Genomic DNA, 26,926 nt, shown 5'->3' with positions numbered 1-26,926 from the left:
ATACTCGCTGTCGTCCCCTCGAAGGGCATGTCTCCCTCGCCGAGATCGGCAAGGCGACATTGACGACCGAGCTGAGGGTGCGGGGGGTCGCGGACACGAAAGCTGACCTTGACGCTGTCGATGCCCAACGCGTCCAAGACAACGTCAACGTCCAGTTCCATGGCGATTTGACGACATCGTCCCGTGATCGGACTGGTCATCCCGCATGTGAGCTACGAGTGTGACTCGGCCGACGGAAAGTATCGGTCAAGGATCGTCTCGGCCGTTCGTGCCGCGAGTGCCTGTCCTGTATTCGTCGGGTTGGGCCCACCCAGCCCGTTCGCCAGCGCGCTATGATCGGCAACGAACAGGCGGTCCACGTCGTAGGCCTCACAGCCCGTATCGACAACCTTCCCCATTGCCATCGTCGAGTGGAGGTGGATCGCAGTCGGGGGAGAGTCCGAACGGTGGATGTGATCCGCCCCGGCCCGGCGAAGAATGTCCGCGCCGATCTCTGCAAGCCGGTCTCGGCGCTTGATGTCACCGTCACTCGGAACGTAATTGATCCGTGGGACCGGTCCGTGTTCGTCACTCACACCGGGGGCAACCGAGATCCCATTGCGTTGCTTCGGTCGATCGTCCGTGACGACCAAGAGTGGTAACATACGGCGGTAGTCAGCGAGCATCCGTTTGAGGCGTGTCCCAGCGAGTCGCCCCATCGTGTCCCACGGGGCGTCTGTGGGATCGTTCATGAACGAAAAGCCAGACCGACTTGCACCGAATCCGAGAATCGCTCCGATTCCGGGTCCCGTACCGGTTGTTTGGAGCATCCCGAGTCCGGGATAGTCGAACCGTGCAGCGATGTTCTGTCCATGGTGTTGATCAACAGTGTCTGTGCCGATGCGGTCGTTGAGGACATCCTCTTTCCACAGGCCCATCACACTGTCCCCGAAATGAAGCGTCAGTCCCTTTCCGATCCACTCATTGCGCGGGAGATCGGCGTTGAGCCACAGCCGTGGAGTCTCGACGGCACCGGCGGCGAGCACTACCGTGTCGGCAATTGCGCGCTGTGTCTCTCCGGACCACGTATCGCGGAACGCCACGCCCCTCGCGGTGGGGGTATCGCCCAGCGGGGTCTCGGTCAGCACGTCGGTGACGAACGCGTTCGGGCGGATCGTCACGTTCCCGGTTCGAAGCGCTTGCGGAATGAATGCGACGTTGCTCGCGCGTTTTGCCTTCTCCTCAAAGGGGGCGTCGATCGGATGGGGGTTTCCCGTGATCTCTGCAAGCGCGAGCGTGTCACCGGTCACCTCGGGATAGGTAAAATCACCCTGGTAGTCCGCAGAGACGTGAAGCGCCTCGTCGGGCTGACGGATGGCATTGGGTTGTGGCCGGTAGCCGGGCCTCGTGACGTTCTTCCCGTCGATGAGCTCCCAACCAGCAGCTTCAGCACCCCGAAAAAACAGCTCCTCTTTGGCCGTGACGGGCGCTGGGGAAACCTCGGTCATCTCCTCGATCCGTTGGTAGTAGGGGATCAGATCCTCGTAGCCGAATGCGTCGGGCCAGTGGGTTTGTTCGTCGATGGCAGCCGGATACGCCCGTGGGTGATTGCTCGTATACAAAAGCGTCGTCCCGCCGACGCCAGCGGCCTGGATGACCACGCCGTCACCCGGAAACGTCCGGAACCAGAAGCCGCGCTCGTGGTCAGCTGGTCCCCATAGGAGCTTCTCGGTCATTTCGAGTTCGCGCTTGGTGAACTGCTCATCAAGTAGCTCGCCACTCAAGTCTTCGACCCGGGAGGAACTCTCTGCACCGGACTTCTCGTGAGGCGCCGGCCACTGCTCATTGCCGTGGAACGGACCTGCTTCGAGAACTAACACGTCCAGCCCGGCTTCACCGAGTCGCCATGCTGCGACTGGACCGTCACCGCCCGCCCCGACAACCACGATGTCGTACTCCCGCTCAACCATCAGCGCACCTCTCTGTGGATATCATCGTTCTTATCGGCACCGGCGTCGCCGGTCACGGCGTCGGGCGCCGCACTGAGGAACAGATCTCCGTCACTGCGGCCCCGTTCGGGGTGGATTTCCTCATAGTCCCCAGTGTCGTAGTCGTTCTCCCGGAACTGCCCCGACTTGAACGTGATTTCGAGAGGTCGTTCGACAGCTTCGATTGACTGCCAGGTCGTGCCCCGCCCAAGCGAACCGTCGGGCGTGCCCCAGTAGCCTCGGAACGCGGCGTGGCCGTCAGCAACGCCTGGGAAATCGGTTTGTCGCCAGCTCTGGACAGCACTCGGATCGTTCGTAAAGTCGCGCTCGCTTGGCGGTGCGGTGATGTCCGTATAGCCTTGCCATTCACTGTAGTAGATCAGTTCGGTGAACGCCACCATGAGCTGAGCGACCAGCCCACCGTCGCCTTCGATGAGTGGGCCAGGCAGCTCGGCGGTGTCGAACTCAATGTCATCGAACACTGCGAGCGCACGGAGCCGATCCTGTCGGGAGAGCTTGGCGAACGGGCCCTCCGCAAGCGCGTCCGTCGGGTCAACCAGCCCATCGAGATCAAGGAGAGCAAGCGCACGCGACAGTTTCGGAGCCGACTCGTTCCCACCGAGAGCAATAAGCTTCACAGCGCCCAGATCAAGAACGGCGGAAAGGATCTCAGCGAGTCGGAGATCACTGAGACTTCCGAGTGTGGGAAGACCGAGCGAAAAGAGATCGTTGACATAAGTGATGATGTATTCGTCGACGCCCGCTGACAGCCCTCCCGGGACGTGCTCTATTCCAAGCGTCCGAAGTTCCGGTGTCCGTGGCACGACCGCGTCGACGGCAGCCCGGAACGTCGCGCGGGTATGAGGACCAGTGATTGACGCTTCACTTTCAGAGAGTCCCTGTGCCGGAGCCGATAGGAATCCGGTTCCCCCAACGGCGACGAGCGCTTGCAACACTGATCGACGAGAAATGGAGTGATGCGACATACTATGATCATGAACAGCCATCGAATAATATTCTTTTGGAACTAAAATATACTTAATATATTAGTAATATAATATCATAAAATAATTCTTGATGTGATCGGGTTGAGGCCGGACTGTATAAATATCTCCCAGATATATCAAGAAATGAATCATGGAAGAATTTGACTCGTATATCGTGCTCTCAGCAACCGTCGTGTTCCTCGTGCTAGGCGTGTTCGTGGGACCAGCGACAGCTATCAGTGCTCCAGAGCTTCCCGATGGTGTGAGCGTCGAAACCGAGAATGGGACGACGCTCACGGTTAACAGAGGGGTTGTGGGGGGATTTGTCACGGTCAAGTGTAGTGAGAGCGAGACGAGCGAACGATACTGCGATAAAGGAGGTTCGATCAGCATCGGCCCTGCATCGGTGTCCTATGATGGCTTCAACAGCTATGAGCCCACGGAACCGACCGGTGGCTTCGGCGACCGGTTTGTCGTCATGCTCGACGGTCAAAAGATCGCCACAGTTCAGGTGTCTTCGACGGACTCGGAGGTAGGAACACTCGTAGGCCTCCTCGGAAGCGCCGGTTTCGGCCTATTCGGGGAAACGGAATCGACAAAGAACTCCACGCAAGAATACTCCATCGTTCCCTCTGCTCAGCCAGAGTTACTGCGGTAGCGAGGCGAAAGCTTACCCGTCTACGGGTATGACGACCGACGTTCCAAAAGCCTTGCACTAAGACGTCCCCACAGTCGAGGAGTCGGGTGAAAAAATCGTTTCTCACCCCCGCGCGTACCGTCATCGATAGAGTTCTAGCCCACTCGTGTACGTGCAATTCATCTGCCTAACTTCAGTTGTAATATAGTATAGTTTCTGATATTATTTCTCGGAATCGATCAATATCGATGTTTTCAGCAACGTTTCCTGTGGGCGAGAGACGATTTCGGTCTTCAGAGATGACGTTCATCTCGGTATCCATTATTCCTAGGACATCACAGATGACTGCACCACGAGACGGACCGTCTGTAGTGTCTACTTCCAAATAGTACGATTCATAATCCAATATATTTCCAATGATATCTGCACCGACTACCCCATCATGGATCGCCGGAACCTTCGCCCCGTATTCCATCTTCATCAGTTCGTCTGGGTAATCAAACCACTGAGATACAGTAGTGAGAGGTGGCGAGGCATCCTCTATCTTATCGACAAATTCAGGGAGTACAGTTGCTTGATTCGTTACGTCTAAGCCCACCATCCGTGGGAAACCATCCTGCATCACTCGACTAGCGGCCTCTGGGTCCTCCCAGAAATTGAACTCAGCTACTGGTGTTGTATTTCCGTGCGTATGTGCTGATCCTCCCATTAGATATAATTCATCAATCTCGTCAGGTAGAGTCGGTCTATTGGCGATGGCTAGTGCGATATTTGTGAGTGGGCCTACAGCCGCGATCGTGAGGTGCTTACCGTGGCTGTTCACCTGATCACAGATGAATTCCATCGCAGTCTGATCTACCGGACTGGTTGTTGAAGCCGGTAGATCACCTCGAATTCCGTTCTCGCCATGTACCCATTCCGCACCACAAGGCTCTCGAACTAGTGGTCTTTCAGCTCCCTTCGCAACGGGGACATCTGTTCTATCGAACAGTTCCAGGACTGATAGCGTGTTCTGTGTTGTATTGTTGAGAGTTGAGTTTCCAGAAACAGTGGTAACACCGACAACGTCAACGTCTTCAGCCGCAAGCATCATTGCCAGCAATATCGCGTCATCGTTACCTGTGTCAACGTCCAAAAGTACCTTTCTTCCCATACTTATACTCGAATAAAACAGGGTAGTATATTTTGCTTTGTAGTACCGATAAACAGCGTCTTACTCCTTGTGGTGTGTTTCCCGATTTGTACTGCTAGTACCATCGTGGTGTGTACAAGCGGAGAAATATCGGTGAGTTCTGTCGTGAGTATATTCATCCATTTATATGGCGTCAGCAATCACCGGGTGTAATGCCAACCGTTCGATTGCGGTTCAATGCAGCAGCGTCCGCAGATCCACTGGCTCACGTATCTGCTGAATTTCCAAATACTCCGTTCACGGTGTTGGCGAGCCATCTCACAGATGATGGCCTGCTCGGACTCGTAGAAATAGCAACGAAGAACCAGACCAAAATCGTACGACAATTCGACGACGTACCGAAGATGGATTCGCATGAGGTAGTCTACACTGATGAACGGATGGTTTTGATCCAGTATCAGTTTCCAGAGGCGGAACCGTACCGTGCACTTCGGGCGACAGGGAATATACCACAATTTCCTGCTCGAATGCAAGACGGATGGTTATCCACAGAGATGACGGCATCCCACGAACGATTGGCAGCGTATACAGACAGATTAGCAGCTGCTAACATTCCATTCACAATCCAATCATTGTCCCAATCACATTCTCCAGAGGAGTTACTCACGGAGCGTCAGTGGGAGTTCATCACTGAAGCAGTCGAGCGTGGCTACTATGACAGTCCCCGCCGTTGTACGCTAACGGAGTTGGCAAACACGTTTGCGGTCAACTCCTCAGCTGCAAGCGGAGTATTGCACCGTGCTGAAGGGCGAATAATCAAGGAATTCGTCAAGTCTGTACAGAATCGTTCCGAGACTTGATCTGAAGCCAGCTAATTGGGCTGTCGGGCAGAGGACGTCCTAGCCCGTGCACTCCGGACGTTCAGTCAACAGACCGCGTTCGCGTCAGATCGGATATGCATAGTACACCAATCGCCGTGAACGCACAGCAGGAGGGCGTCTCTCCCGAATCATTTGCGCTTCGATGGCATGAGACGTATCGGACCACGTTTCCACAGTTTCACATCGAGTTCGATAACTACGGCCACACACGACGTGGTGAACACAGCACTCACACGGGAGACCGTGAGGAGCCTCGATAAACGCGGGTACGTCTACGGGATGGAACTCGATGTCGCGTGGGATGCTGAACTCGACCAGCCGTCACCCGATCGGTACATAGAAGGGACGTGTCCGTACTGTCTCTATCGACGGCGACAGATATGTCTACTGAAGAGAGCGAAGAGCTTCTCTCTGTAGAAAGACGAGATGAGGCGGCGTCCCATAATGGAGATCAACAGTGGCAGTGGCATCCCAAGATGGCTACAAATCAGTCTAACATCCTCCCACGGCTATCCTACTGCTAACGCCGTGCAGTTCTCCCAGTGGAGGGATTGAATACACAACCCCCGAGTCTCAACAGCCTTGAGGTCAGAAGGTGAGCCTGGCTGACTCACTGGAAAGTAAGAGTGCTCTCTCCACATTGTTCTCGTCTCCGATACTATTGTCCGGCAAAGTCGGCCAGTTCCTCGTTCAGTCGCTCGGTTTCGTCGGCGGTCACTCCGTGGCCGCTGTTCTGGAAGCGGACCAGTTCGGCGTTCTCGATACCCTCTGCGAGCACTTCACCGGTGATTTCGATGGGAGTGATCTCGTCGTGAACGCCGTGGTACACCCTTGTCGGGACAGTGATATCGTCTAAATCTGGGCGCAGGTCCGCATCCCGCCAGGTTTCCGCGGAGGCAACCGTCGCTTGTCCGGCGGCTTCCATCCCGAGATGCCAGATCCAGTGTAACATCTCCTCGCTCTGGTCGGTGTGGAACAGCAGTTCGCTGAAGTCGGCGTTCATCTTCGCTCGGTCGGTTCGAGCGCCCTCTATGAGCGGGTTCACCTCGGACTCGGTGAGCCCCTCCGGGAAGTCCGGTTTTTCGGTGATGACTGGGCTCGCGGCAGCCAACAGCGCGAGTTTGTCGACGTAGGCCTCGTCGTGACGGCTCATATAGTGGGTGGCGGTGCCCCCACCCATCGAGAAGCCTGCCAGAGTCGTCCTCTCGATGTCCAGTGCTTCGAGAACGCCTTTTACATCGTCTGCGAACTGGTCGTAACTGTAGTCACCATAGGGCTTGTCCGACTTGCCGTACCCTCGGAGGTCGATGCCGATACATCGGAATCCATCATCTAAGAGATGGTTGAACTGGTACTCGAACATCCGGTGGTTGAGAGGCCAACCGTGGAGGAAGACGATCGGGTCTCCCTCGCCTACATCACGCACGAACACCTCAACGCCATCTTCCATCTCAATATGCGGCATACTCCGTCGTACGGCAGTGAGGCCAATGTGGGTGTACCTTCCGGCAAGTCGTATCCACTTGCTAATATTGTAACATCAGTGGAGAAGATGAGGAAATCTCCCTGGCTTACTACTATGGATCTCACTGACGTGACGACAGACTCCGATACACAGATGCTCTGTATCAACCAAGGCGGTAATTAAGTGATATCTGATTTCAACTGCACAGTCCGTACAGTTCGCGCATTGACCGCGCCAGTCGTAACGTACCTCTTGGCAATGTTTGTCGGTGAGACCTCATCCTAACATGTGCCGAGGATATCGATCAATTCCCGTAATTTCTGTTTGGGGACGACCTGATAAAGCGTGGTCTTGATTTCGGCACGTACAACATCACACTTCAGGTCGGTGGCCTTCAGTTCAGTCTTGACTGATCGTGGAGTGGTGTCCGTTCTGTGATGACGCGTGAATTCACATCAGTACACTCCTGTGTACCGTCGCGCACTGTCGCGCACTGAAGCGGTGGTTCCATGCTCGCCGTAACATCGCCCGCTCGACCGGCGATCGTACCTCACTGCAGGAGTAAGGAGGGGATGAAGTCCCTCTGGCAGGCAATCGTTGTCGGGGATCGGGTTCCACCTCCTCCCAGGTGGACGAGAGGCGTCTCGAACGAAGCTACTAACGCCCTCTTTCCCCGTTATATCCACAATGACAACGCAAATCCGGACGTGGTTGGTCGAACGCACATACTCGGATGACGAACAGAATCTCATCATTCTCGTATACGCGACCCCTGACGGTGAGCAGTATCTCCGCAAAGAACGCGCACTCACCAGTTTCACCGGACCGTCGCGATCGACGTATGCAGCGCTCGATGTCTCGCCAGATCAGCTCGGGCCGGTCAAAGATTCCGATACCCGTGATCGGTACGCGACGGAAGCGACGCGCATGGCCGATGAACACGACCCAGACGATACCATCTGAGACGGCCAAGCGACACACGTTTTCATCACGGCCTGCGTAGCCTCGGCTATGCGAGAACTCGTCTTCGCGCTCGATTACGAACCGGGCTGTAATCCGGTTGCGGATACCCTCGCTACGTATTCCGATGCTGCGATCCGGTCACTCTCATGTCACGTCACGCCCGAGAGCCTCTGGCGGGTCGATCATGCAACCGGTGAGCGGGAGGCAGTGACTGCGCTCGAAGACGCATACTTCGAGGTGGAGTACTGCTCTGACTGTCTTGTAACCGAGGATTGCGGCGCGGACTGTGAGGTGCAGGTCCTCGATCGCACGGAGGAGACGCTCGTGCTCTATACCTATTGGGAGCGGACCTCGGTCTGTACCTCCGTCCCGCATCTTGCCCTTGAGTGGTTAGGCACTGGGCTGTTGTTCGAGACGCAGCGCGAGGGCCGCCGCTATACGTGGCGAATCATCCTGTCGAACGAGGCCGATATCCACGCATTTTTCGATGCCCTCCGCACGGAAGTTTGCGAGTGTGCCGGGATGGAGATGCTGCGACTGACCGAACTCGCTCCCCACCGCTCACAGACGACGAATGCGACTGAGATGCTGGCTACTGAACAGCGCGAGGCAGTCCGCGCCGCGGTCGAGCACGGTTATTACGAGACGCCACGGAAAACCGACCTCTCCGAGTTGGCGGCGACGCTCAACATTCCTCGCTCGACGCTCTCCTATCGCCTCCGGCGCGCTGAAGCCGAATTCGCTAAACAGTTCGTCGCGGCCGATCAACCGCTGGATGCTCTCTCGCCGACCGTCTGAGTGAGCCACCGCTACCGCAGAGTTGGCGTGCGCCAACTAAGCCATATGAGGCATCGATTCATCTCTCCTAGTGATGAGTACACGATCGGAGACGAGTGAGTCATCGGACGCTGATCCCGAGGGGGAGCTCCGGCTACTCCGACTCTCCGTACCGAACATGGATTGTCCCTCCTGCGCACAGAAAGTCGAGAAGAGTTTGGCGGGGATCGATGGGATCATCGAGCGTGATCTCCAGCCCACCACGGGAACGGTGACGGTCAGCTACGCTCCGAACACGACCTCAGAGCAGACCATCACCGAGGCAATCGAAGGCGCAGGGTACGAGGTCACCGAGCGGTTAGCCGACGATTCGGAGGCCACAGCCGGCGGTGTCGCAGCACCGTCGGCAATCTGGACGAGTGCGCGGGCGGTCAAGACGTGGATCGGTGGAGGATTCCTGACGCTCGGCCTCCTGTTCAAGTTTCTATTCACAGCACAGAACGTCACTGTTGGGAATCTTCTCGGCATCGAGGTGCTGCTTGTGGACATTTTGCTCCTCGCTGCCATTGCGAGTAGTGGCCTTCCGGTTGTCCGCAGCGGGTATTACTCGGCCCGGAATCTGAGCCTCGATATCGATCTGCTGATGGGCACTGCGATCATCGCTGCCACGGGGATCGGCTACTTCGTTGAAGCGGCAACACTCGCAGTCCTGTTCAGTATCGCGGAACTCCTCGAAGACTACGCGATGGATCGGGCTCGAAACTCCTTGCGTGAGCTGATGGAGCTCTCACCCGACGAAGCGACCGTTCGTCACGGTGGCAATGAGGAAACGGTTCCCATCGAAGATGTTCATATTGGCGATATCGTCGTTGTACGTCCGGGCGAGAAGATCCCGATGGATGGAACTGTCATCGAGGGAGCCAGTGCGGTCGATGAGTCACCGATCACTGGCGAGAGTGTCCCCGCGGATAAAACAGAGACGGATGAGGTGTACGCGGGTACGATCAACGAAGAGGGCTACCTCGAACTCGCCGTGACGGCAGAGGCATCGGATAACACGCTCTCACGGATCATCGAGATGGTCCAAGGCGCCCAGCAAAAGAAAACGGAAAGTGAGCAGTTCGTGGACCGATTTGCGGATTACTATACACCAGCTGTCGTTGTGGCCGCAATTTTGACCGCAGCGGTTCCACCACTAGCGTTCGCTGCGCCATGGCAGAGATGGTTTATACGTGGTCTTACATTACTCGTGATCGCCTGTCCGTGCGCATTCGTCATCTCAACGCCAGTAAGTGTCGTCTCCGGCATTACCAGCGCGGCAAAGAATGGCGTCCTCATCAAGGGCGGGAAATATCTCGAGGCGATGGGTGACGTCGAGGCCATCGCCTTCGATAAGACGGGGACGCTCACGAAAGGTGAACTCACCGTCACCGACGTTGTGCCGTTGAACGGGTACAGCGAAGCGGACCTCCTCCGCTCTGCAAGCGGGCTCGAACAGCGGAGCGAACACCCAATCGCGGACACCATTCTCGATCAGGCTACCGAGGCGGATGTGACGCCTGCAGAGGTGACTGCTTTCAAGAGTATTACCGGCAAGGGCATTCAGGCCGACATCGATGGGACAACCTACTACGCCGGGAAGCCGGATCTCTTCGGTGATCTCGATGCCGATCTCTCACACGCCCACGTCGCAACCGACGGAGGCGTCCTCGTCGACGCCGAGAACCAGTGCGACCAAGGCAGCTGCGTCGACCTCACGGACGAGACGATCCCTGCCCTCCAAGCCGACGGAAAGACGGTCGTGGTCGTCGGAACGGAGATATCGGTGATGGGTGTGATTGCGATTGCAGACGAAGTACGGCCGGATGCCAAAGCGGCGGTCGACCGACTGCACGAGCTGGGCATCGAGCAACTGATCATGATCACGGGTGATAACGAGGGAACAGCCCGAGCGATCGCTGAGCAGGTCGGGATCGATGAATACCGGGCTGAACTCCTCCCTGAGCAGAAGGTCGACGCCATCGACGAGGTGAGTGAGGAGTACGGCGGGGTTGCGATGGTTGGCGACGGCGTGAATGATGCGCCTGCGCTTGCGACCGCGACGGTGGGTATTGCGATGGGGGCTGCCGGCACGGATACCGCACTCGAAACGGCCGATATCGCGCTGATGGCCGACGATCTCTCGAAGCTGCCGTATCTCTACACCCTGTCGCATAAAGCCGGGACCGTTATCCAACAGAACATCTGGGCGAGCCTCGGCGCGAAGGCGCTGCTGGCGATCGGCGTCCCACTGGGCTACGTCAGTGTTGCGATCGCCGTCATCGTCGGCGATATGGGGATGAGCCTCGGGGTCACCGGGAACGCGATACGGCTCTCACGGATCGTTCCTGAACGTATGCGCAGTGCCGCTGACCAGGAGACAAGTGCATGAGTCCGTGAACGTCTGATGACCAGTACAGTATCCCCTCAAGGTATAGGGTATGTACGAGAGTGACGAGTATCAGCGCTGTCTCCAAGCTGCTCATCGGCGTCGTTGAGGAGTGATTCTGAGCCTGTCACCCTCTCATTGTAACGACTTGTAACGACTCTTGCACATTGAACCATCCAGATTTATAGTCCGGCTGTGGCGTGATAGTCGTTTTAGCGCCGTGATAGTACGTGATATTCACCAGAGAGGGAGTAGTCGTCACGTACTCGTAGACTCCACGAAACGGCGGATGCTGCGTAGGTGGTGTTCGACGAACTCGCTGACAGCACTGACCTTCCAATGGAGATCGACGGCCAAAAGCCGATCCCACAGATGGCCCGACGCTTCTGGTATGATGCCTACTCAGCCACCCCGGAGACGATCCTCGCCGACGGGAGTGAGATCGCTGCAAAACAGGGCAACGCGAGTGCTGAGGTAGTGCTACAACAGTATCTCCCCCCAGAACGGCGTCGTCAGCTGCCGACAGTACATGCGTGAGCGACTCGCGTGGCCTTTAGGGAAACTCCACCATGAACAGTGATGAGCCACTCAATAGAGCTGTATCAGTTCCGGGTCAGTGGTGTCGATATGATATAATGCTGTCTCCCTCTCTCGACATCGTTGGCGGAAGGCGTCCGCCGAATCATACGTCCCCGAATACACCTTCATATCGATATCCATGACTTCTTCGTCAGCTTCAATGAGGCTCAAATAATAGCTGTCCGGCGGTTGTTCGCCATACAATTCCGCGTATTGCTCCCGGGCTCGTTTGGCAGCAGCAGCATCCGTCACACTCCCGGACACCCATACGTCATCGTCAGGATGATAGCTTTCAAAGTCCACCTCGGCCCACGTCTGCAGTAATCGCTCGACGACCAGTGTGGCATACGGCGTCAACTCTGACACAACGTGGGCGGCCTCCTGTGGAAACGGATCGAGAAGTCGACAGGAGAGACTGAACCCCCAGTCCATGAACCGTCCCATCACCGGCGAGTAGAAGATCGAGTCACGACGCTCCTCGTCTGCAGACCGCTCAATGACAGCAGCTGGGTCCACAGTGACGGCGCTGTTTCCTCCCTCCGGATAGAATTCGCCCATCGTCTCGAACTCGTGCCGGAGGGAAGCAACGACAGTTGCGTCTGCGTTCGATAGGACAACCATGATAGCATCATGCTATACTGGTACTATAAGAGCTTTGGAATGAAATCCCCAGTGGTATTGTCTAGTTAAGCCAGTTTGAGAAACGAACAGATCCTTGAACTGTCATTTCGGATGATTGCGGACCTGCTCATCGAGTGCTGTGACGTGGATTTAGAAGAAGCTTGGGAGCGTTCGCCGTCCGCCTCCACTCGACCGGTTGTTCGCTTAGGGTGCCAAAAGGATTCTTCGGCTGTTCGGCGTGGAGCGCTCGTATCAAGCGATCTTTCAGTGAGTACATCGGTTATCTGATAGTGTTGGCCCGTCTGAGACGCAGACGAAGCGGATCGCCGACGACGAAACTGTTATCACGATCAGCGGTAAGCGGTCTCGGTTGTCTGCTACAATTGATCTCAATACGACGTTGATTCTCGACGTCCAGTTGTTCGGATGGCATGGCACCGATCGGTGACTGCGTTTCTGCATGGCCTCCGCGAGAAACACGGTCTTTCGGATGCTGTGTTTCTCGTCGATCAATTCGGCTATCGGACTGCCCTTGCTCGATTGAGATTGAACGGTCGGGTGGACTACACCGACCAAAACCTCATCGAAACGTGGTTTCACACCCTCACAATGCGCATCGACCGCTTCCATAACTCATGGGTCGGCAATCGGTTGAGCGCACGCGAATGGTTCGAACAGTTCGTACACTACTACAACCAGCGAAGACCGCACCAATCGCTCGACGGAAAAACGCCGGTCGAGGAGGTACTAAACTGGACAGTGTTTCAGACTGACACCCAATCGATTACTGAGATCCCACATCGTTGCTGCATTACTAGAGACCACCGGAATGTCGAAATACCCCTCGAGAGTGGCCAATGCCGAAAGTGATCGGTAATTCGTACAAGAAATGAAAATCCCATCGACGTCGGATTCGTCGGAGAGCGACGAACGAACCTGCTGTTCCGCCTCGACAGCAGTGAGGCTTCCTATTTCGGTGTTATCGACGAGTCCCCGCCCATCAATAGATCTCACACTGAATCCCGATTCGGTGAGATACGCCCGTTCCAATTCATCGAGTTCCGATGCGTAGGGAGTTACGACGGCTAACGTTTCCACATTGAGCGCAGTTAGTGCTCGCGTTACCGAAAGGGCGGTCGCCACCGCGGGAGTTCCCGTTAACTCTGACAACCGCGATTCCAACTCGGCGTCGAAGCCTCTCCCGTGGAGGAGACTGCCCGTGGTACATGCGTATGCCACACCGTCGATGTCTGCGTGGGACAGTAGCTCAGCCGCTTTCTCCGCTCCATCTGCCATCTCACTGAGCTGATCGGCAGTAACGTCTTCGAGGGGCATTCGAGCGGCGTGGACGGTGCTGTCCGGCGGAACCATTGCACGGAACTCGGGTTCTGCAGTAGTGTTCGAAGAGGGGACCACGAGTCCAATCCGTGCCATTACTCCATCTTCCCATCACGACGGTCTCGCTCTCTCGCCGCCTGAGCACGTTCGTCCGGATTTCCGTGTCCACCACCGCCGGGCGTGAGTATCGTCACTGTGGTCCCGGCACTTACATCGATCGAAGCCTTCGACGGAACGCTCTCGCCATCGATGAGATTCTCCCCAGTAGCCCCATCGTTGCCCCCATCGACACCAGCGGGTGCAGTCCGTCGTCGTTCGGTAAGCAACGATACGGTCGCATCCGTCTCGACGGTTACCGACCTCTCTAGGCCTAAGCCACCGCGATAACGGCCCTCTCCACCGCTCGATTTCCGGAGCGCATACTTCTCTAGGTGCAACGGATATTCGATCTCCATCGCTTCGATCGGTGTATTGAGCGTGTTGGTCATCCCTACCTGAACCCCATCCATACCGTCCTTGTCAGGTCTCGCGCCGAATCCCCCACCGATCGTTTCGTAATAGGTGAATTCGCCGGTTCGATCACCGATGATCAGGTTATTCATTGTACCTTGACCGCCAGCTGGAACCCGATCCGGAATCGCGTGTGCGAGTGCTTCCAGGACGACGTCTGTGACCCGTTGGCTGGTCTCTACGTTCCCTCCGACGACAGCAGCAGGCGGGGAGGGGTTGAGAACGGTGCCGTCCGGCGCGGAGACGGTTACTGGTTCGTAGCAACCGTGATTGGGTGGGATCTCGGGATCAGTTACTGCGCGGACAACGAAGTACACCGCGCTCTTTGCCACGGACAGAGGGGCATTGAGGTTTCCAGGGACCTGCTCGGCCGTTCCGGAGAAATCGACTGCTATGGAACTCTCTTCGATAGTAACTGTGGCCTCGATGGGAATTTTGTTGTTCGTCACCCCATCACTTTCTAGTATATCTCTCGCACGATACTCGCCATCCGGGAGTTCCGCCAGTTCGGATTCGATACGCTCGCGCGAATAGGCGATGACTGCATCGAAGGCGTCTAGCAACAATGACCCGTGTTCGTCGAGGAGTTCCGCGATCCGTTCTTCGGCACGATCGTTCGCAGCTCGTTGGGCTCGAAGATCTGCCTGTCGCTCGTCCGGGGTTCTGACGTTGGCCAAGAGTAACTCGTGGACCTCGTCGTTTGGCTCCCCGCCGTCGACGAGACGAACGGCCGGGAGTCGTAGTCCCTCCTCATAAACTTCTCTGGCTCCTGGTGGCATGCTTCCCGGCGTACTCCCACCGACGTCCGCATGGTGTGCCCGCGAAACGGCGAACCCGATGACCTCATCCTCTGGCGCGATGGTGGAAACGAGTGTGATGTCAGGGAGATGCGTCCCGCCCTCGAACGGATCGTTGACGATGAAGACATCTCCCGGCCTCGGATCTTTGTCCATCACCACATCAACCGCGTCGGGCATCGCTCCTAGATGGACCGGGATATGCTCGGCTTGCGCTACCATGTTTCCCTCGCTGTCGAAGAGTGCGGTTGAACAGTCTTGGCGTTCTTTGATATTCGGTGAGTACGCCCCTGTAATGAGGACGTGGCCCATCTCCTCTGCGACGCTCTCTAGCTGATTCCGAAGGATCTCGAGCGTGACGGGATCGATGTCGTCTGTACTACGCGTGTGAGTCTCGTCTTCCGTATCAGATTCCATGGCTGTGTCTTCGTCGTTCATTCTCATTTCACCTCGGACACTAGCGAACCATCGTCACGGACTCGGATGTCCCATGCAGGTGGAACGACGATGGTGCTTTCATCCTGTTCGATCACGGCAGGTCCGTCGATTGTCCGAGCAGGAGACAACTTCTCACGGTGAAATACTGGCGTCTCGTACACGCCGTCCCCGAAGGTCGCATCTCGAGTCCCCTTTAGCGGATCGCCGCTAGCCTGGTATTCGATTTCAGGCTCGTCTCGTGAAACGGTCGCCGTAACGCGACAGTTGATCAGGTGTATCGGTTCGTCCATTCGGTACCCATAGGTGGCTTCGTGGGCCTCCGCGAATCGGCGTTTGGCGTCTCGGGGATCGAATGAATCGCCGACAGCAACGGTGAGTTCGAAGCTCTGACCAGCATACCTGAGATCGGCAAAATATTCGATCGAGGCGCGTGCCCTGTCACTGATCTCTGTGAGGACGTCATCCTCCAATTCGGAATAAACCGTGTCGACGTCGTCAGGTTCGATCGAATCGAGGGATCGTCGGAAGGTTCGGACTGCATCCTGCTTTTCGTCAGCAGCGAGTAACCCATACGCTGACAGAATCCCCGAAGCACGGGGAATTACCACTCGGTCCATATCGAGAGTATCGGCGATCGAGACCGCGTGCATCGGTCCAGCACCGCCGAATGCAACGAGTCCGAATTTGCGTGGGTCGAACCCACGCTCGACAGTTACGGACCGAATCGCTCGGCTCATGTTCGCGTTGGCGACGCGATACACACCCTGAGCTGCTTCGACTGGTCCATCCATACCCCCTTCCTCGGCAAGGTCGGCTAACGCATCATGGGCTGCCTGCTCGTTGAGCGATAATTCTCCCCCGAGGCTGGTGGTAGATCCGATGTATCCGAGGACGAGATTGGCGTCCGTAACTGTCGGCTCAGTACCGCCCCGGTCATAACAGGCAGGCCCTGGTTCGGCACCCGCCGAACGAGGACCAATTCTGAGAGCGCCGCCAGAGTCGATCCACGCGATCGACCCACCGCCCGCACCGACGGTTTCGATGTCGACTAGTGGCGTTTTGATCGGTCGATCGTTGATGGAACCTTCTGTCGTTCGCTCGACGTCACCATCCCGAACGAGACTGACATCACTCGACGTTCCGCCCATATCAAACGTGACGAGCCCCGACTTCGATTTGTTGACTGCCCCATCGGCCATCGCGCTTGCACCGACGACCCCTGCGGCAGGACCGGAGAGGACAGTTAGAACGGCGTGCTGTCGAACTGTTTCCGCGTCCGTAATTCCCCCATTGGCCTGCATAATCCGGGGATGAGGAACGCCAGTCTCGGATGCCTTCTCGGAAAGATGGCCAATATACCGATCGATCGAGGGTCTGACGTACGCGTCGACGACAGTCGTCGAGGTGCGCTCGTATTCTCGGAACTCCGCTAAGACCTCGTGTGATGCAGAAACGGGAACATCGAGTTCCTCTCGGAGTGTCTGCACGACTCGCTGTTCGTTCTCGGGGTGGGCGTACGCATGGAGGAGCGATACGGCGACTGCCTCCACACCGTCTTGGTGTATCTCTTTGGCCACCCGTCGAACGTCGTCTTCGTCTACGGACTGTTCGATTCCCCCTGTCGTCGTCCGCTCGGCCACTTCGTACCGACGACGCCGAGGAACAAGCGGCATCGGCTTATCCGCTTGCAGATCGTACAACGAGGGACGATCCTGGCGACCGATCTCAAGCACGTCCCGAAACCCTTCCGTGGTGACGAGTGCGGTTTTTGCACCCGCTTCTTCGAGGAGCGCGTTGACCGAAACGGTCATCGCATGCGAGAACGCCTCAAGCTCGTCGGGAGTGATACCGGCGTCTTCACAGGCCTTTTCGATGCCAGCTATCACTCCTTCGCTTTGATCTTCAGTGCTCGGTACCTTGGCCGTGATGAGTTCACTCCCGACCAACAACGCTACGTCGGTAAACGTCCCGCCCACGTCAACGCCAACTATTCGATCGGACATTTATATCACCCCCACTACACTGAGCAGGGCTCGAACGCCGAGCCACACTACTATGACCGTAACGACGGCACCGAGTGCGTTTGTGACGGGTCCGTTCGTATACTGTCCAAGGAGATCGTCTTGGTTCATCGCGTAGATGAGGAACACGGTAACGATGGGAAGCAAAATTCCGTTTACGACCTGAGCGAAGACGATGACCTCGACCGGACTCCCGCCACGGAGAACCGACACCACACCGACCGTGATGATACCGCCCCAAACCGCTCTGAACTTGACGCTTTTCATATCCGAGTCCCAGCCAAGTGCCCCCATCGTCGCCCACGCTCCTGCCAGCGGCGCGGTGGTCGCACTCGTAAATCCAGCCGCAAATAGGCCGATGCTAAAGAATAGCTCTGCGTAGGGACCGGCGAGGGGTTTGAGCTGTTCGGCCATTTGTCCGACATCCCTGATCTGCGTGCCGGTTTCGAACGCAGCTGCGGCAGTAATCATTATCGTGAGCGTGATGAATCCACCCACAACGATGGACAGAATCGTATCAGTACGGGATTTGGGAAGATCCCCCGGACCGGACCAGCGCTCCTGAACGTTGCTCGCGTGAAGGAACAAATTGTAACCAACGATCGTCGTGCCGATCAAACCAGTAATGAGATACAGCGACCCCGACGGAATTTCAGGCACGAATCCCGCGAAGATCGCCCCCACGTCCGGCCCGATCAGGATGGCTGAAGCCACAAACGAAATGGCCATAATAACCACGAGGCCCACCAACGCCCGCTCGATCACCTTATATTGGCCAGTGAACAGCAACAGACCAGCCACCAGCCCCATGACGACACCCCACAGAGTGGAACTCACACCAGTGATGGTTGCCAGACCCGCAGCACCTCCTAGGAGGTTTCCGGCTTCGTAGGCCGCTGTACCGACACCGATCGCACCTAACACGAGGAAGATACTCACAAATTCGACGATCGGATTATCGAACCGTTCACGAAGGGCTTCACCAAGACCTTCCCCCGAGATGAGACCCAACCGTGCGCTCATCTCCTGAAGAACGATCGTCGCAATGATCGAAAACGCGATGGTCCAGAGGAGAGCGTACCCAAACTGCGCGCCCGTTACACTAGCCGTGGTAAGCGTTCCAGGGCCAATGAACGCTGCTGCAACCATCGTACCAGGGCCGATGGCTGTGAGTCGTTGAATAATGTTCATAGTTATTTACGTTGATACCCATTGCCATACTAATCATCATTAACGAAAAGGATTGTTAAGAGATGTGTGCATCAACCACATCAGAGGTATGAAAACGCACATCAATAGATCACTCTTCACATTCGATCAGCAACACCTTGGATACGCTTTCTTTGATCTCAAGCTCGAAGGGTAACTCCTCAACACTACCCTGTATGAATCGCATCATGAACCAACGGAGGGATTCGGAGGGGAACACGACGTGGTAAATGTCGCCTTCTGTGTTTCGAACTGTTAGGAATCCGCAAAAAGAAAGCCAATCAAGAACCTCATCCAACGAATCGAACCGTTCAGCGTACTCCCGCGAATGATACCGAGCGACTCTGTCGACCGTCTCGAGAAACACAGGATCTCGCTGTTCACGTTCATCTACTTGATTCAAGAACGCATGGAGTAAGTCGATGTCTAATAGGACGTGTTCACCCGTGGTTAACATCTGATAGTACGTCTGTAAATCGTCGCTGTTGTTCGCGTTTGCTGATTCGAAATTCGCCGCATAAAATGAGACCGCCCTGCGGATTATCTCACTCCGACTTTTTTCGGTCTGATCGGTTAGTTGTTCGAGCGCAGATTTCGCGTCTTCGTTGAGGGAGACAGTCACTCGATCTCCAGGCATAGTTCGTATCACGGCGGGAATTACCTATAACCAGTGTTCTCATCGAGCATCCACGAGTGTTAGTGAATGGTGATCATGACACTCACAGGAATGAGCACACCGCGATACTCGTCTGGGATGTGGTTCCTCTCGGGCTGTCGCTTGGAGAAGTCGTCACTGTACTGTACTTGATTGCTCGGTGACGACCGCTCTCATGGAGCGGTGTGGAATTGGATACATACACTTTCGGAAACTCAAAGCGATCCGCTGTGGCGTTTCTTCATCTCCCCGAGAAACACGACGTTTCGGAGGTGGAATCTCTCGTCAATACCAGTGGATATCTGACGGTTCTCTTTCGACACAAACCACATCGTAAAATGGTTTCAGACCGTTTCGATGCGAATCAGCCGCTTTCACCCGTTCTAGCGGGACAGTCAGGCCACTGCTCACCGCTGGCTCCGCCGGTTCAGACACCACTACAACCACGATCGACCGAATCAGGTGTTGGACGGACGAACTTGGGAGAGTTGTTCAGGATCGCTATTTTTGGTTCGCTGCGAGATCAAAGAGCACAGCAATCCGGCGTTCGTCGAAGATGGATCATAAAGAGTTCCCACCTGTCTGTCAGGCCACAGGAAAAATCCTCCAGACCCATCTGCTTGATTCAGTTATCATCTGCGATGTCGAGGAAATCTGTGCTGAAATAGCTTCAACAGTACGTCTCGATTCCGTTCGATCGTTACCGACGAAAGATCTGCTATTGTCTGTCCCACTCTCGGACGCGAAACTCTGTGTGATCGTATCAACCCCCCTCCGTTATCGAACTGTAGTGTGATTACTACAATTTTCAACGACCACATCAAGCGCTTGATGGACGAACACCGATTCAGGAGGTTATCTAGACGGCTCCTATCCCAGCATCGCCTCGATGAGAGAACGCTTTCACGGTCCTATACGAAGATCAATCAAAAACGAACATGATCAGGTGGAAATATGAACGCCGCTACACTAACAGGAGGTAAGTAACTCTCCATGCTACCAGCAGTTAGAAAACGTGAAATCGTTGAGTTGGTTTCCGAGCAAGGGGAATGCTCCGTCGCCGAACTCGCTGAGGAGATGGACTGTTCAAAGGCAACGATTCGCCGTGATCTCAGTGCTCTCGAAGACAGACAACTGATCGAGCGCTCTCATGGTGGCGCGGTTCCGGTGACGACCGTTGGGAAAGAACAGACCTATGGTCAGAAGGAAGTACAGAACCTCAACGGCAAGATGCGAATTGCGGAGCGAGCAGCAGAAGAGATCACTGACAATCAAGTCGTGTTTTTCGACTCGGGTTCGACGACGATGCAAGTAGCTAAAAACGCGCCTGATGACAGGTCATTCCTTGCGGTGACTAACTCACCGGTGTTAGCGATTGAGCTGGGCAAACAAGTTGATAACGTGAAACTCACGGGCGGATCACTCCGTCACGAGACTCGTGCCCTCACCGGGCCGAGCGCGGAGCGGTTCATGGAGCGAACGAACTTCGACTTGCTGTTTTTAGGAACGAACGCAATTGGGCCATCTGAGGGGTTGATGACGCCGAACGAGGGCGAAGCCCGATTGAAATCACTCATGATCGAGAACGCGGGCCGTGTCGTCCTTGTTTCCGATGGATCTAAACTTGGAAAACAGAGTTTTGTGAAATTTTCCTCATTAGATGATATAGATACGTTCATAACTGACACGGAACTATCGAGTGAGCAGCACGAAACGTTCGAAACCGCTGATGTAGAGGTTATTCAGGAGGTCGAGCAGTGATTCTCACAGTAACGCTCAATCCTGCGGTCGATCACACGGTGGAAGTCGATAGCCTCCCTGCACCTGATCGAATCTCAAGAGCGAACGATGCGCGCGTTGATCCCGGTGGTAAAGGAATCAACGTCTCGAAGTATCTTGTCGAATTAGGTGCCGAGACAGTTGCTACAGGTGTCGTTGGCGATTTCCTCGGGGAGTTCGTTCGCAATAGTTTGGCTGACGGACAGGTCAACGGTGATTTCGTCGAAATCGATGGGCAGACGCGGCTCAATACGACGATTCTAACCGAGGACGCTGAGTTTAAGATCAATCACAACGGACCAACGGTTTCGGAATGCGATATCGATGATCTCCTCGATACGGTCAAGCACAACGATCCAGAGACTGTCGTCGTCGGTGGTAGTCTCCCGCCGGGTCTCGGTCCGGATGCGATTGATCGGATCGCTCAAGCTGGTAACTGGGAAACTGTCGTTGACGTTGGCGGAGATTGTCTCAGAGAGTTGGACGCATCCTACGCGTTGTGCAAGCCCAACCGCGAGGAACTCGCGGCGGCGACAGGGCAGCCGGTCCGTTCTCTCAAGGAGTGTTCTACTGCAGTCGAACAGCTTCGTCACATGGGGTATGATCGGATCGTTGCATCGTTGGGTGATGATGGTGCGATCATGTCGACACCAAATGAATGTTTCCACGCCGAAGCACTCGATGCCGAGGTTGTCGATACGGTCGGTGCTGGTGATTCACTACTGGCGGGAATTCTTTCGGCGCTGAACCGTGGAGCGTCGGATCGCGAGGCCCTTCAGGCTGGAATGGCAGTCGCTTCGCGCGTCGTTTCAGTTCCAGGCACAGAGATTCCGTCGCTCGATAATGTAGCGAGTATGTCCGTTCGTGTTCCCATTTCGACACAGGAAGCAAAATCTGGATAGTTGGCGACTGTTTGTGATTGACTTCGATACTGATTTTTATTCCGGGGCTCTCCCACGCTAGCTCGTCTGAACCGTGGTCACGCTGAGAAATATGGGGGTGTGAGTGAACACTTTAACTATTATTTCACACTATATAATCAGAATCAATCATGTTCGAAGATTATTTTGAACAATAGATGGGAACAATAGTAGAGCATGACATCAGTAGACAAAGCAGAAAGCGCACTACATTCACACGTCACCTCGGTCAAAGAGGATGTGATGACCGGTGTGTCTTTCATGATTCCGTTCGTCACAATCGGGGGAATTTTCCTGGCTGTGGCGTTCATGATCGCCGAACTTCCGTTCACGGCGGCAACTACTGAGACAGTATTCGAGGCGGAGGGGACTCTCGCATGGTACATAGCCGAGGTCGGCAATCTCGGCCTAACGATGATGATCCCCATTCTAGGGGCGTACATTGCTTACGCGATTGCGGACAGACCCGGTCTCGCGCCCGGATTTATTCTTTCGTGGGCGATCCAGCAAGAACACATCATCGAGGCGGCTGGCTTGCTCGTCGGTTTCTCGGCTGACGGCGCCGTCGCTGGGTTCCTCGGTGCATTAGTTGTCGGTCTCCTCGCCGGTTACGTTGCCCGCTGGATGAAAAGTTGGCCGGTCCCGTCCGTTATCGACCCGATGATGCCGGTCCTAATCATTCCAGTGTTCACGACAGCGTTGTTGGCGCCAGTCGTAATCGTTGGGCTGGGTGTCCCGATTGCAATCGCTGATGATGCGCTGACGACGTTCCTCGAAGGAATGAAAGGTGCGAACGCTCTCTTGCTCGGCTCGATTCTCGGAGCGATGATGGCCGCCGATATGGGCGGCCCGATCAACAAAGTCGCGTACGTATTCGGTGTTGCACTTGTTGGAGACCAAATCTATGGACCGATGGCTGCGGTGATGATCGCTGGCATGACCCCACCGCTTGGGCTCGCATTGTCGAACTTCATCGCGCCACAGAAGTATTCTGTCGAAATGTACGAAAACGCCAAGGCCGCAGTGCCGCTGGGACTTTCGTTCATTACTGAAGGTGCAATTCCGTACGCTGCAGCTGATCCGCTGCGTGTGATCCCTAGCGCAATGATTGGCAGCGCAACTGCGGCCGCGACTGCGCTATGGTTCGGCGTCACTATGCCCGCACCGCACGGTGGAATCTTCGTGTTCCTCTTGTCGAACAACGCGTTCGTCTTCCTCGGCTGCATCGCGTTTGGAACGATAATAACTGCGGTCGTCGCGACAGCTATCAAACCGGACTTTGAGAAAACCGTCGCCGACATCGAAACCGAAACAGGCCCAAACACCCAGGCAGCAACTCAAACTGACGACTGACGGCCAATCACGTACCAATTCACGATTTACACCACATTCACCATGACAGAAACACTCAATAAAGACCGTATCGATACGCTCGCCTCGACTGACCACATCACGCTCGATTCGGCACCTACAGACAAGCGGGCCTGCATCGAGTATCTCTTGGACCTACTTGTCCACGCAGGACGCGTCACGGACCGCAATGCAGCTCTCGAAGCGTTGCTCGCGCGCGAATCGGAGACGACGACCGGCGTCGGTATGGGTATCGGGATCCCCCACGCCCAGACTGATGCCGTTGTCGAGCCGTCAGTGGCGTTTACTCGCTCAGAAGAAGGCATCGACTTCGGATCGATGGACGGCGAGCCAGCACAGCTTATCTTCATGATTCTCGTTCCAGAGTCCGGTGCCGACGACCATCTCTCCATTCTGAGTTCTCTCTCACGAGCACTCATGCACGATGAGACTCGGGATGCGCTTTATCACGCAGAGACCTCTGAAGAGGTGCAGGCCGTTCTAAGGGAGGCGGTAGCATGAGCAGCGAACGCACTGTAACGATCGTTCCTGAATCGGGGTTGCACGCTCGACCGGCCGCAAAGTTCGTCGAAGCTGTTAACGACCACGAGTCGGATGTGCAGATCGGTCACGCTGACGCAGACGAACTAACCGCCGCAGGTAGCATGATCGCAGTAACAAGCCTTGGGGCTGAGTCGGGTGAAGATGTCCGTCTTATCGCGGACGGGCCCGACGAGCAAGCGACGCTGGACGCACTTGAGCGCGTCCTAACCGCTTCAGGAGACCAACTCACTGACACTGATATCTAACCGATGTCAGAACGCACATTTACCGGAACTGGTGTAACGCCCCGTTCCGGCGTTGGGACCGTCGTATGGTACAGTTCAGACGACGAACTGCCCGACCCCGACGACGTGGCCGTCGAGTTTGACGTCGAGTGCGAACGGTTCGCAGACGCGTGTGAAACTGCACGGACAGAACTGGAGGCTGAACGCGCACAGACCATCGAACACGTCGGCGAGCAGGAGGCTGAAGTTTTCGACGCACACCTACAGTTCCTATCGGATCCGCAGATCGAGGACGGCGTTGAAAGCGCGATCGAGGACGAACTGCCCGCCGAACACGCCGTTCAGCGAGCGTTTGCGGGTCCGATTGAGCAGTTCGAGGGGATGGACGGACGGATGGCCGAGCGAGCCGACGACCTTCGCGACGTTCGCGACCGTCTTGTTCGACATCTCACCGGCACCGAACGGGTCGACCTCGGAAGCCTTCCAGAGGGGACAGTGGTGCTCGCCGAGCGACTCACGCCGAGCGACACCGCTCAGCTCGATCCCGACCGCGTCGCCGGTTTCGCCACAGTCACCGGCGGGCGAACATCGCACGCGGCGATCTTCGCCCGATCGCTGGCGCTTCCGGCCGTCGTTGGCGTCGGCGATGAACTGTACGAAATCGCCGAGGATGCGACGATCGTCGTCGATAGCGAGGAGGATGAACTCGTCGTCGATCCGAGCGATGAGCGTTGGGAGGCGACACAGACCCCCAACGAGGTCGATGTTCGTGAAAAACCAGTAACGACCGTTGACGGGATCGAAATCGAAATCGCCGCAAACGTCGGCCAACATGCCGAACTTGAGCGCGCGAAATCTCAAGGAGCCGATGGCGTCGGCCTCTACCGGACAGAGTTTCTGTTCCTCAACCGTGAGGCAGCACCCAGTGAGGACGAACAGTATGAAACGTACGTCGAGGCGCTCGATGTGTTTCCGAACGGCCGCGTTGTCGTCCGGACACTCGACATCGGTGGTGACAAGCCGGTTCCCTACTTGGACTGCCCTGACGAGAAAAACCCCTTCCTCGGTGAGCGAGGAATCCGCCGATCGCTCGGTCCGGACACCGACCTCTTCGAGACACAACTCCGGGCACTGCTCCGAGCTGCTGCAGACGGGAGCGGTCAGCTGTCAATCATGTTTCCGCTCGTCGCGACGCCAGAAGAGCTTACTACCGCACTTGAGACAGTTAGCGCAGTTGCAGACACGCTTGAAGAGGAGGGTGTTGACTATGTGGTGCCTGAACTCGGCGTTATGATTGAAACACCCGGGGCCGTGTTTACTGCCCCAGAACTCGCCGCACAGGTAGACTTCCTCAGTATCGGAACAAACGATCTGACCCAGTATATTATGGCCACAGCACGCGAGAACGAGCACGTCGCGGATCTCCGAGATCCACGCCGGCCTGCCATGTTGCGAGCCATCGATCGAACCGTCGGAGCTGCTCACAAAAACGACGCATGGATTGGCATGTGTGGAGAGATGGCTGGCAACCCCCAACTGACTGAACTCCTCGTCGGGCTAGGACTCGACGAACTCAGTATGAGTGTAGTTACCGTGCCAGACGTCAAAGCCGCTGTCCAAACGATCGACGCTACCGAGGCGGCCGAGCACGCGTCGTATGCGCTTAAGGCAGTAACCAGAGAACAGGTTATCAAACGAATCCAAAGCGGAAATTGCAACCAATGAATCTCGTAGCAGTCACGTCATGCCCGACCGGTATCGCGCATAGCCAGATGGCAGCAGAGAACCTCGAAACGACCGCTCAAGATCGCGGCCACAACATCAAAGTCGAGGTCCAAGGTGCGATGGGCGCTGAAAACGAACTGGTCACGGACGATATCGACTCTGCACAGGCGGCCATCGTCGCCGCAGACACCGCAGTCGACCGTGATCGCTTCAGCGAAACGCCGCTCGTTGAGGGAACGGTCAAGGACGCGGTTAACGACGCTGAAGGACTGATCAAGCAAGCAGTTGAACAAGCCGAAGCAGGCGAAGCGGGTGTGACCGAGGTTGGGGAGACTGAAGCTGGTTCGGAGACCGGCAGAGAGACTGCTGCAGGCCCATCGAGTGATACTGAGACCGAACAGCTCGGAGGGGATCCGTCGAAGGGACTCTTTGCTCGTCTCCGAAGATTGTTCTCGTGATTGGGGTATCCAAATCAAAATACAAATAGGAAGTAAATATATGGTGGTTTCGATGACTACTATGCGTTCGATCCCCGCGCTCGCAGCAGCAACTGCTGGGATTCGTGAGGAGTTGCAGACGGCTCGTGGGAAAATTACCGTAGAAAACCTCAGTGGCGACTCCGATCAGATGCGGACTTGGAAATTGACCGTCGATTGCGCGAACATCCGGTACCACTCGACGCGGTCGGTGCCTTTGCCAGTGAGGAACGTGAGACTGTTGAGGATGTTGGTGTAGGATTCAGCATTGCTATGATCCGCTCGATGGGCCATCGGTCCGCTTGAACAGTATGGTTGGGACAGTCGTTTGAACGAGAAGCGATGGAGGCCGCATTCGTGAGCCTCATCGGTAACACGATCACTCACGGGCTGATCCTAGGAATCGTTGGATCCGTTGGAGTCTGGAGCCCCTCGTTGTGTATGGCTCTTGCTGGCTTCATTCCTTAGGTTACGGGTGGTAGTT

General features: G+C 56.0%; 25 protein-coding genes and 3 pseudogenes. 17 read left to right on the top strand and 11 right to left on the bottom strand.

From position 1 onward, the window contains the following. Positions 1–59: 59 nt before the first annotated feature. Complete coding sequence (locus MW046_RS16800) at positions 60–224, top strand: hypothetical protein (RefSeq protein WP_247995345.1); 165 nt, start codon at positions 60–62, stop codon at positions 222–224. Here MW046_RS16800 and MW046_RS16795 read toward each other — a convergent pair. Both MW046_RS16795 and MW046_RS16790 read right to left on the bottom strand, forming a co-directional pair. Then, on the bottom strand, positions 213–1,949 hold the full coding sequence (locus MW046_RS16795) for a GMC family oxidoreductase N-terminal domain-containing protein (RefSeq protein ID WP_247995344.1): 1,737 nt from the start codon (positions 1,947–1,949) through the stop codon (positions 213–215). The two genes, MW046_RS16800 and MW046_RS16795, sit on opposite strands and share 12 nt — an antisense overlap. After that, on the bottom strand, positions 1,949–2,953 hold the full coding sequence (locus MW046_RS16790; protein WP_247995343.1) for a hypothetical protein: 1,005 nt from the start codon (positions 2,951–2,953) through the stop codon (positions 1,949–1,951). Before MW046_RS16790 ends, MW046_RS16795 begins: the two co-directional genes overlap by 1 nt. A 151-nt stretch (positions 2,954–3,104) precedes the next feature. On the opposite strand from MW046_RS16790, the gene MW046_RS16785 reads away from it, so the two are divergent. Continuing rightward, complete coding sequence (locus MW046_RS16785; RefSeq protein WP_247995342.1) at positions 3,105–3,611, top strand: hypothetical protein; 507 nt, start codon at positions 3,105–3,107, stop codon at positions 3,609–3,611. Between the two features lie 172 nt (positions 3,612–3,783). Here MW046_RS16785 and MW046_RS16780 read toward each other — a convergent pair whose 3' ends face one another. Continuing rightward, positions 3,784–4,743: a nucleoside hydrolase gene (locus tag MW046_RS16780; RefSeq protein ID WP_247995341.1), complete on the bottom strand. Its 960-nt coding sequence runs from the start codon at positions 4,741–4,743 to the stop codon at positions 3,784–3,786. 191 nt (positions 4,744–4,934) lie between these two features. Between MW046_RS16780 and MW046_RS19640 the strand changes: the two genes are divergently transcribed. Then, entirely contained in the window at positions 4,935–5,582 is a 648-nt protein-coding gene (locus tag MW046_RS19640) for a helix-turn-helix domain-containing protein (RefSeq protein WP_368411444.1), read from the top strand. Between the two features lie 95 nt (positions 5,583–5,677). Further along, positions 5,678–6,020 (top strand): annotated as a pseudogene (locus MW046_RS16770) (class I tRNA ligase family protein). Positions 6,021–6,261: 241 nt separating this feature from the next. Here the strand turns inward: MW046_RS16770 and MW046_RS16765 are convergent. Next, entirely contained in the window at positions 6,262–7,068 is an 807-nt protein-coding gene (locus tag MW046_RS16765; protein WP_247995340.1) for an alpha/beta fold hydrolase, read from the bottom strand. A 687-nt stretch (positions 7,069–7,755) separates the two neighbouring features. Between MW046_RS16765 and MW046_RS16760 the strand changes: the two genes are divergently transcribed. The 4 genes from MW046_RS16760 (at position 7,756) to MW046_RS16745 (ending at position 11,773) form a co-directional block, all read left to right on the top strand. Then, complete coding sequence (locus MW046_RS16760) at positions 7,756–8,031, top strand: DUF7967 family protein (protein WP_247995339.1); 276 nt, start codon at positions 7,756–7,758, stop codon at positions 8,029–8,031. 48 nt (positions 8,032–8,079) lie between these two features. Next, positions 8,080–8,829: a helix-turn-helix domain-containing protein gene (locus MW046_RS16755; protein ID WP_247995338.1), complete on the top strand. Its 750-nt coding sequence runs from the start codon at positions 8,080–8,082 to the stop codon at positions 8,827–8,829. A gap of 73 nt (positions 8,830–8,902) precedes the next feature. Next, a complete protein-coding gene (locus MW046_RS16750; RefSeq protein WP_247995337.1) occupies positions 8,903–11,239 on the top strand; it encodes a heavy metal translocating P-type ATPase in 2,337 nt (778 codons plus the stop codon). A 297-nt stretch (positions 11,240–11,536) separates the two neighbouring features. Then, positions 11,537–11,773 carry a hypothetical protein gene (locus MW046_RS16745; protein ID WP_247995336.1) on the top strand — a complete coding sequence of 79 codons (237 nt, stop codon included), beginning with the start codon at positions 11,537–11,539 and terminating at the stop codon, positions 11,771–11,773. Between the two features lie 51 nt (positions 11,774–11,824). Here MW046_RS16745 and MW046_RS16740 read toward each other — a convergent pair whose 3' ends face one another. Then, positions 11,825–12,436, bottom strand: a complete 612-nt coding sequence (locus tag MW046_RS16740) for a hypothetical protein (RefSeq protein WP_247995335.1) — start codon at positions 12,434–12,436, stop codon at positions 11,825–11,827. A gap of 167 nt (positions 12,437–12,603) precedes the next feature. Here MW046_RS16740 and MW046_RS16735 point away from each other — a divergent pair. After that, a pseudogene (locus tag MW046_RS16735) lies at positions 12,604–13,189 on the top strand (IS6 family transposase); the annotation flags it as partial. Here MW046_RS16735 and MW046_RS16730 read toward each other — a convergent pair. The 5 genes from MW046_RS16730 to MW046_RS16710 all read right to left on the bottom strand — a co-directional run bounded on the left by MW046_RS16730 (position 13,184) and on the right by MW046_RS16710 (position 19,386). Beyond that, positions 13,184–13,870 (bottom strand): maleate cis-trans isomerase family protein, encoded by a 687-nt coding sequence (locus MW046_RS16730; protein ID WP_247995334.1) that lies wholly within the window; start codon positions 13,868–13,870, stop codon positions 13,184–13,186. The pseudogene MW046_RS16735 and the gene MW046_RS16730 sit on opposite strands and share 6 nt — an antisense overlap. Continuing rightward, a complete protein-coding gene (locus MW046_RS16725; protein WP_438268209.1) occupies positions 13,870–15,519 on the bottom strand; it encodes a hydantoinase B/oxoprolinase family protein in 1,650 nt (549 codons plus the stop codon). Before MW046_RS16725 ends, MW046_RS16730 begins: the two co-directional genes overlap by 1 nt. Positions 15,520–15,521: 2 nt before the next feature. Beyond that, positions 15,522–17,522, bottom strand: coding sequence for a hydantoinase/oxoprolinase family protein (locus tag MW046_RS16720; protein ID WP_247995333.1), 2,001 nt, complete (start codon positions 17,520–17,522; stop codon positions 15,522–15,524). Next, positions 17,523–18,731 (bottom strand): Nramp family divalent metal transporter, encoded by a 1,209-nt coding sequence (locus MW046_RS16715; protein WP_247995332.1) that lies wholly within the window; start codon positions 18,729–18,731, stop codon positions 17,523–17,525. It lies immediately after the preceding gene. Positions 18,732–18,840: 109 nt separating this feature from the next. Next, positions 18,841–19,386, bottom strand: coding sequence for a ribbon-helix-helix protein, CopG family (locus MW046_RS16710; protein WP_247995331.1), 546 nt, complete (start codon positions 19,384–19,386; stop codon positions 18,841–18,843). Between the two features lie 171 nt (positions 19,387–19,557). On the opposite strand from MW046_RS16710, the pseudogene MW046_RS16705 reads away from it, so the two are divergent. The 8 genes and pseudogenes from MW046_RS16705 to MW046_RS16670 form a co-directional block, all read left to right on the top strand. Continuing rightward, positions 19,558–19,884, top strand: a pseudogene (locus MW046_RS16705) (IS6 family transposase); the annotation flags it as partial. 513 nt (positions 19,885–20,397) lie between these two features. After that, positions 20,398–21,165: an HTH-type transcriptional regulator GlpR gene (gene glpR, locus MW046_RS16700; RefSeq protein ID WP_247995330.1), complete on the top strand. Its 768-nt coding sequence runs from the start codon at positions 20,398–20,400 to the stop codon at positions 21,163–21,165. Beyond that, positions 21,162–22,085, top strand: coding sequence for a 1-phosphofructokinase (gene pfkB, locus MW046_RS16695; RefSeq protein ID WP_247995329.1), 924 nt, complete (start codon positions 21,162–21,164; stop codon positions 22,083–22,085). Before glpR ends, pfkB begins: the two co-directional genes overlap by 4 nt. A 195-nt stretch (positions 22,086–22,280) precedes the next feature. After that, entirely contained in the window at positions 22,281–23,456 is a 1,176-nt protein-coding gene (locus MW046_RS16690) for a PTS fructose transporter subunit IIC (RefSeq protein WP_247995328.1), read from the top strand. A gap of 42 nt (positions 23,457–23,498) precedes the next feature. Further along, positions 23,499–23,975, top strand: a complete 477-nt coding sequence (locus tag MW046_RS16685) for a PTS sugar transporter subunit IIA (RefSeq protein ID WP_247995327.1) — start codon at positions 23,499–23,501, stop codon at positions 23,973–23,975. Further along, the gene (locus MW046_RS16680; RefSeq protein WP_247995326.1) at positions 23,972–24,262 is read left to right on the top strand and encodes an HPr family phosphocarrier protein; all 291 of its coding nucleotides are present in this window, start codon (positions 23,972–23,974) and stop codon (positions 24,260–24,262) included. Before MW046_RS16685 ends, MW046_RS16680 begins: the two co-directional genes overlap by 4 nt. 3 nt (positions 24,263–24,265) lie before the next feature. Continuing rightward, complete coding sequence (gene ptsP / locus MW046_RS16675; RefSeq protein ID WP_247995325.1) at positions 24,266–25,966, top strand: phosphoenolpyruvate--protein phosphotransferase; 1,701 nt, start codon at positions 24,266–24,268, stop codon at positions 25,964–25,966. Then, the gene (locus MW046_RS16670) at positions 25,963–26,424 is read left to right on the top strand and encodes a PTS fructose transporter subunit IIB (RefSeq protein ID WP_247995324.1); all 462 of its coding nucleotides are present in this window, start codon (positions 25,963–25,965) and stop codon (positions 26,422–26,424) included. The genes ptsP and MW046_RS16670 overlap by 4 nt, the downstream gene beginning before the upstream one ends. Positions 26,425–26,589: 165 nt before the next feature. Here MW046_RS16670 and MW046_RS16665 read toward each other — a convergent pair whose 3' ends face one another. Further along, complete coding sequence (locus MW046_RS16665) at positions 26,590–26,829, bottom strand: hypothetical protein (RefSeq protein WP_247995323.1); 240 nt, start codon at positions 26,827–26,829, stop codon at positions 26,590–26,592. Positions 26,830–26,926 lie beyond the last annotated feature (97 nt).

The sequence above is a fragment of the Halocatena salina genome (genome assembly GCF_023115355.1).
Lineage (GTDB): Archaea > Halobacteriota > Halobacteria > Halobacteriales > Haloarculaceae > Halocatena > Halocatena salina.
Note: the sequence above shows the minus strand (reverse complement) of the source record. Positions and strands in the feature narration are given on the sequence as shown.

Excerpts from the sequence above, each read along its gene's own strand:
- MW046_RS16795 (WP_247995344.1), bottom strand. The coding sequence starts at position 1,949 with ATGGTTGAGCGGGAGTACGACATCGTGGTTGTCGGGGCGGGCGGTGAC.
- MW046_RS16790 (WP_247995343.1), bottom strand. The coding sequence starts at position 2,953 with ATGTCGCATCACTCCATTTCTCGTCGATCAGTGTTGCAAGCGCTCGTC.
- MW046_RS16785 (WP_247995342.1), top strand. The coding sequence starts at position 3,105 with ATGGAAGAATTTGACTCGTATATCGTGCTCTCAGCAACCGTCGTGTTC.
- MW046_RS16780 (WP_247995341.1), bottom strand. The coding sequence starts at position 4,743 with ATGGGAAGAAAGGTACTTTTGGACGTTGACACAGGTAACGATGACGCG.
- MW046_RS19640 (WP_368411444.1), top strand. The coding sequence starts at position 4,935 with ATGCCAACCGTTCGATTGCGGTTCAATGCAGCAGCGTCCGCAGATCCA.
- MW046_RS16765 (WP_247995340.1), bottom strand. The coding sequence starts at position 7,068 with ATGCCGCATATTGAGATGGAAGATGGCGTTGAGGTGTTCGTGCGTGAT.
- MW046_RS16760 (WP_247995339.1), top strand. The coding sequence starts at position 7,756 with ATGACAACGCAAATCCGGACGTGGTTGGTCGAACGCACATACTCGGAT.
- MW046_RS16755 (WP_247995338.1), top strand. The coding sequence starts at position 8,080 with ATGCGAGAACTCGTCTTCGCGCTCGATTACGAACCGGGCTGTAATCCG.
- MW046_RS16750 (WP_247995337.1), top strand. The coding sequence starts at position 8,903 with ATGAGTACACGATCGGAGACGAGTGAGTCATCGGACGCTGATCCCGAG.
- MW046_RS16740 (WP_247995335.1), bottom strand. The coding sequence starts at position 12,436 with ATGGTTGTCCTATCGAACGCAGACGCAACTGTCGTTGCTTCCCTCCGG.
- MW046_RS16730 (WP_247995334.1), bottom strand. The coding sequence starts at position 13,870 with ATGGCACGGATTGGACTCGTGGTCCCCTCTTCGAACACTACTGCAGAA.
- MW046_RS16725 (WP_438268209.1), bottom strand. The coding sequence starts at position 15,519 with ATGAACGACGAAGACACAGCCATGGAATCTGATACGGAAGACGAGACT.
- MW046_RS16720 (WP_247995333.1), bottom strand. The coding sequence starts at position 17,522 with ATGTCCGATCGAATAGTTGGCGTTGACGTGGGCGGGACGTTTACCGAC.
- MW046_RS16715 (WP_247995332.1), bottom strand. The coding sequence starts at position 18,731 with ATGAACATTATTCAACGACTCACAGCCATCGGCCCTGGTACGATGGTT.
- MW046_RS16710 (WP_247995331.1), bottom strand. The coding sequence starts at position 19,386 with ATGCCTGGAGATCGAGTGACTGTCTCCCTCAACGAAGACGCGAAATCT.
- glpR (WP_247995330.1), top strand. The coding sequence starts at position 20,398 with ATGCTACCAGCAGTTAGAAAACGTGAAATCGTTGAGTTGGTTTCCGAG.
- MW046_RS16690 (WP_247995328.1), top strand. The coding sequence starts at position 22,281 with ATGACATCAGTAGACAAAGCAGAAAGCGCACTACATTCACACGTCACC.
- MW046_RS16685 (WP_247995327.1), top strand. The coding sequence starts at position 23,499 with ATGACAGAAACACTCAATAAAGACCGTATCGATACGCTCGCCTCGACT.
- MW046_RS16680 (WP_247995326.1), top strand. The coding sequence starts at position 23,972 with ATGAGCAGCGAACGCACTGTAACGATCGTTCCTGAATCGGGGTTGCAC.
- ptsP (WP_247995325.1), top strand. The coding sequence starts at position 24,266 with ATGTCAGAACGCACATTTACCGGAACTGGTGTAACGCCCCGTTCCGGC.
- MW046_RS16670 (WP_247995324.1), top strand. The coding sequence starts at position 25,963 with ATGAATCTCGTAGCAGTCACGTCATGCCCGACCGGTATCGCGCATAGC.